The 4,243-nt window shown below is 66.6% G+C and carries 6 protein-coding genes; 3 read left to right on the top strand and 3 right to left on the bottom strand.

Translation table 11 applies throughout. The features are described 5' to 3' along the window. On the bottom strand, nt 1-815 hold an 815-nt coding region (locus ABW137_RS17345; protein WP_526402154.1), incomplete at its 3' end, for an AMP-binding protein. 31 nt (nt 816-846) lie between these two features. Continuing rightward, complete coding sequence (locus tag ABW137_RS17350; RefSeq protein ID WP_526402156.1) at nt 847-2,454, bottom strand: amidohydrolase; 1,608 nt, start codon at nt 2,452-2,454, stop codon at nt 847-849. A 149-nt stretch (nt 2,455-2,603) separates the two neighbouring features. On the opposite strand from ABW137_RS17350, the gene ABW137_RS17355 reads away from it, so the two are divergent. Beyond that, nucleotides 2,604-3,059 carry a YciI family protein gene (locus tag ABW137_RS17355; RefSeq protein ID WP_526402158.1) on the top strand — a complete coding sequence of 152 codons (456 nt, stop codon included), beginning with the start codon at nt 2,604-2,606 and terminating at the stop codon, nt 3,057-3,059. A 256-nt stretch (nt 3,060-3,315) separates the two neighbouring features. Next, complete coding sequence (locus ABW137_RS17360) at nt 3,316-3,765, top strand: winged helix-turn-helix transcriptional regulator (protein ID WP_526402160.1); 450 nt, start codon at nt 3,316-3,318, stop codon at nt 3,763-3,765. Nucleotides 3,766-3,785: 20 nt separating this feature from the next. Here the strand turns inward: ABW137_RS17360 and ABW137_RS17365 are convergent, their stop codons facing one another. Further along, nucleotides 3,786-4,031, bottom strand: a complete 246-nt coding sequence (locus ABW137_RS17365) for a DUF3253 domain-containing protein (protein ID WP_526402162.1) — start codon at nt 4,029-4,031, stop codon at nt 3,786-3,788. Between the two features lie 66 nt (nt 4,032-4,097). Between ABW137_RS17365 and ABW137_RS17370 the strand changes: the two genes are divergently transcribed. Next, nucleotides 4,098-4,243: hypothetical protein (locus ABW137_RS17370; protein WP_526402164.1), on the top strand; the 146-nt coding region annotated here is incomplete at its 3' end.

Raw genomic sequence — 4,243 nt, forward strand, 5'->3', positions numbered from 1 at the left:
TCCGGCCCGGACTCCAACACCTTCGCCAGCACGGCGGGCACCAGGAAGGTGCGGTTGGCGCCCTTGAGGATGCCCCCGGCCAGCGACATCCCGTCGACGTCGCGCGTGACGATGCTGGGCATCCCGGAGTGCAGGCCGTACTGGATGTACGACGACCCCGCGACGTGGAACATCGGCATCGCGACGAGATTCTTGTCGCCCTCGGCCACCTCCCAGCCCTCGAAGCCGTTCACGGTGTGGGCGAGCATGTTGGCCTGAGTCAGCGCCACACCCTTCGGCCTGCCGGTGGTGCCCGACGAGTACATGATGATCGCGACGTCGCTGGGCTCGACGTCGGATGACCGGTCCACCGGCGTCGCCTCCGCCAGCATCGCCTCGTACTCGTCGCCGTCCTCTCCTTCGGGCGTGACCTCGATGAGGTGCTCCACCTTGGGCAGTCGGTCGCGGATCTTCTCCACCGCAGGCTTCAGCTCCTTGCCGACGACCAACAGCTTGGCGTCGCTGTCGTTGAGCACGTAGTCGAGTTCGTCGGCCGCCAGCCTGAAGTTGATGATCGCGTTCGCCGCCCCCAAAGATGCTGCGGCCACGGTCAACTCGACGCACGCCGGGTGGTTCTTGTCGAGAAACGCCACCACGTCACCGCGCCCGATGCCACGCTCGGCCAGCGCACCAGCCAGCCTGCGCACCCTGTCGTTCCACTGACCCCACGTCCAAGAGCGTTCGAGGTAGGTGATGGCTTCGTCATCGGGTTTGGTCTTCGCCCAGTGGGCGGGGCGGTCATCGAGGAAACGAGCGTCGGCAAGCACGTCGGACATGGGTCAGAGCGTGCCACGTACGCGGCGACCGTCAGTCGGATTTGGCATAAACACGACGCCCCGCCAGGTACGTCGCGTGCACCTCGAGGTCGGCGACGGTCTCCGGCGGCACCGACCGCGGATCGGCGGACAGCACCACCAGGTCGGCGTACTTGCCGACCTCCAGAGAACCGATGACGTCGTCGGAGAACAGCTGCCACGCGGCGTCGAGGGTCTGCGCCCGAATCGCCTGTTCCACGGTCAGCTGCTCCTCGGGCCCCAGCACGCGGCCGCTCGGGGCGACGCGGGTGGCGGCGACGCTGATGTTGCGCAGCGGTTCCTCCGGTGTCACGGGCGGATCGTTGTGTAGCGAGATCCGCATCCCGGTGGCGACCGCCGAGCCCGCGGGCATCCACCGCGACCCGTGCTCGGGACCGAAGAGGCCGTCGACGAGAACGTCGCCCCAGTAATGGATTTGGTCGACGAAGATGCTGCAGGTGACGCCGAGCGCGTGCGCGCGCTGCAGCTGCGTGTCGGAGATCGCGCCGACGTGTTCCAGCCGCAGCCGGTGATCGTCGCGCGGATTGGCTTGCAGCGCTTGTTCGTAGACGTCGAGGATGGTGTCGACGCCGGCGTCGCCCTGCACGTGGCACGCCATCTGCCAGCCGTGCGGGAAGTAGGCGGCGACGATCTCGGTCAGCTGCTCGCGGGTGTAGTTCGCGTGACCGCAGGAGCCGGGCGTCACCCCGATGGCGCGGGTGGCCTCGGTGTCGAGGTAGGGAAACGTCAGGTCGATGTTGCCGATCCATGGTGACCCGTCAACCCAGATCTTGATGCCCACCTGGCGGACCACGTCATCGCCGTTGGCGAGGCTGGCGGTGGTCGTCATCGCCGCCGTCGACATCTCGTAGGTGCGCAACCGCACCGAGAGGTGGTCGTGCAGTGCGTCGAGTACCGGACGGAATATCGGGTCGAAAGCCATCTCCGAACAGGTGGTGAGCCCGACCCGGTTCAGCCGCGCGCATTCGGCGAGCAGCATCGCCGGATACTCCTTCTGGTCGATGGCACCGCCGATCAGCGGGAACACCGCGCCGGTCTCCTCGGCCGTCCCGTCGAGCTCGCCGCCCGCGTCCCGCCCGTACTTGGCCCCCTTGGGATCTGGGGTGTCGCGGGTGAGACCCAAGAGCCGAGCCGTCGCGCCGTTGAAGTAGGCCTTGTGACCCGAGTTGTGGATGATGACCAGAGGGGTCTCGGGGGCTTCGGCGTCGAGCCAGGCCAGCGTCGGCTCCGGCAGGCCGACCTGCAGCAGGGGGTCCCAGCCGTTGAGATAGGCCCCGTCGGCGCCGCGCGCGGCAATCTCGTTCCGGATGGCGGCGAGGACCTCATCGGCGCTGCGCATCGTGACGGGGCGGATGTCGACGATGCGATCGGCCAACACGATCGCCTCCATGAGAGGGTGCCCGTGCGCCTCGATCAGCCCGGGCATCACGCAGGCCTGGCCGAGTTCGACGATCTCGGTGTCGGCGCCGACCCAACCCGCGACGTCTCCGCGCTCGCCGACCGCGACGATGCGTCCGTTGGCGACCGCGAGCGCCGCTGCCGTCGGCCGCGCGTCGTCGACGGTCAGAACGGTTCCGAAGAAGACCAGGTCAGCGGGCATCCGGCCATCCTCGCACCCCATGGCCGAAAAACTCCGGAAATCTTTGCCGACCCGTGTCGATTTTGCCGGGGTGCCATTCGACGTATTCGTGTGGGGCACCTTGGTCACAATGGGACAGCCCCTTCCACCCACCACGAAGGAGACGTCAAATGCGGTACATGCTGATCATGCGGTCCACCCCGGAAGCCGAGGCGGCGATGGCTGAGCAGGAGATCGACTTCAGCGAGATCATCGCGGCGATGGGTCGCTTCAACGAGGAACTCATCAAGGCGGGCGTGATGCTGGCCGGCGAAGGCCTGACCGGACCCGAAGAGGGTTTCGTCGTCGACTTCGACTCGGACCCGCCCGTGGTGACCGACGGCCCATACACCGAGGCCAAGGAACTGTTCAACGGGTTCTGGATTCTCGACGTCTCCTCGAAGGAAGAGGCCAAGCAGTGGGCCCGCAAGTGCCCGCTGGGTACGGGCGTGAGGCTGGAGGTGCGCCGCGTCTCCGAGATCGACGAGTTCCCTCAAGACAACGAATGGATCCAGAAGGAGATCCAGTGGAAGGCAGACGTGGCCGAGAAGCTGGCCGCCGAGGCGCGGAGGGCCGCGGGCCGCTAGGCGGCCGGGGCCTCGATGTCGGCGATGTCGGCGATGTCGGCGATGTCCTCGCCGACGGGGTCGCGCAGATGAGTCGGACGGGATGCGTCGAGGAAGGTCGTGCCGATCACCGAAGCATCTGTTTAGGTTTTTCCTAGTGAGATGCGGTGGGTCGGCAGACCAAATGACGAAGACCGAGTGACCGCAGGCAGCTCGACTTAGCTAGGCCCGAAAAAACCTAGTCAGGGCCTACGATGTCAGAGCGTACGATCTGATCATGGCCCGAAAGAACGTCGAGGATTGGAGCTGCTCCGTCGGACGGAGCGCGGCGATCCTCGGCGACTGGTGGACCCTTCTCATCCTCCGCGAAGCACTTCTCAGCACTACTCGATTCGCCGATTTCCAAGCCAATCTGGGCGTCGCACCCGACGTGCTCACCGACCGACTCACCACCTTGGTCGAATACGGCGTGATGACGCGCGACTCATACAAGGAGCCCGGCCAGCGCGCACGCCCCGCCTATCACCTGACCGCTGCGGGCCGCGAGCTTCACGTCATCGTCGGTGCATACCAACAGTGGGGCGACAGACACCTGCCCCGACCCGAGGGACCCACGATGACCCGCCGCGCCAAGCGTACGGACCGACCCGTGCACGTCGCGTTCATCGACGACCTGGGTTACGAGGTCCCCGCCGACGACGTCGAGACGATTCCCACCGGGAACTGATCGCCGGGGCGTCGGGCTGGCTACGCGATGCGGATCCGGATCGGCCCACGCCAGTCGACATCCGGGTCGAGTACGTGGTCACCCTGGGTGATGACGACATCGCCGGACCTGGCCAAGGCGCGCGCCTCATCGCGGGCTTCGTCCATCAGGTCACGCCAGTCATCACCGCCCACAGCGCGCGCCGCATCGGATGGACAGATGCTCTTCGAGGGCCCCCGCTCGCCGGCAAGCCCGAGAATGGCGGCCCGCAGGGCGCTGTCGCTCATCTGTCGAGTCAAGCCGAATCCCGCCACCCTCGCCACCAAATCTGTAACACGTTCTAGTCTGTGTCCATGACTTCTGCTGTCGCCCCTTCACCCGAGCGCTCATCAGGCGAGTTACTACGGCATCCCATCCACTCCGGTCACATGCTCGTGGGCGCGCTGAAGCGCCACCGCGACAAGCCGGTACTGCACCTCGGCGACACCACCCTGACCGG

This window comes from Mycobacterium sp., from assembly GCF_040509115.1.
GTDB lineage: Bacteria > Actinomycetota > Actinomycetes > Mycobacteriales > Mycobacteriaceae > Mycobacterium.

Excerpts from the sequence above, each read along its gene's own strand:
- ABW137_RS17350 (WP_526402156.1), bottom strand. The coding sequence starts at position 2,454 with ATGCCCGCTGACCTGGTCTTCTTCGGAACCGTTCTGACCGTCGACGAC.
- ABW137_RS17355 (WP_526402158.1), top strand. The coding sequence starts at position 2,604 with ATGCGGTACATGCTGATCATGCGGTCCACCCCGGAAGCCGAGGCGGCG.
- ABW137_RS17360 (WP_526402160.1), top strand. The coding sequence starts at position 3,316 with ATGGCCCGAAAGAACGTCGAGGATTGGAGCTGCTCCGTCGGACGGAGC.
- ABW137_RS17365 (WP_526402162.1), bottom strand. The coding sequence starts at position 4,031 with ATGAGCGACAGCGCCCTGCGGGCCGCCATTCTCGGGCTTGCCGGCGAG.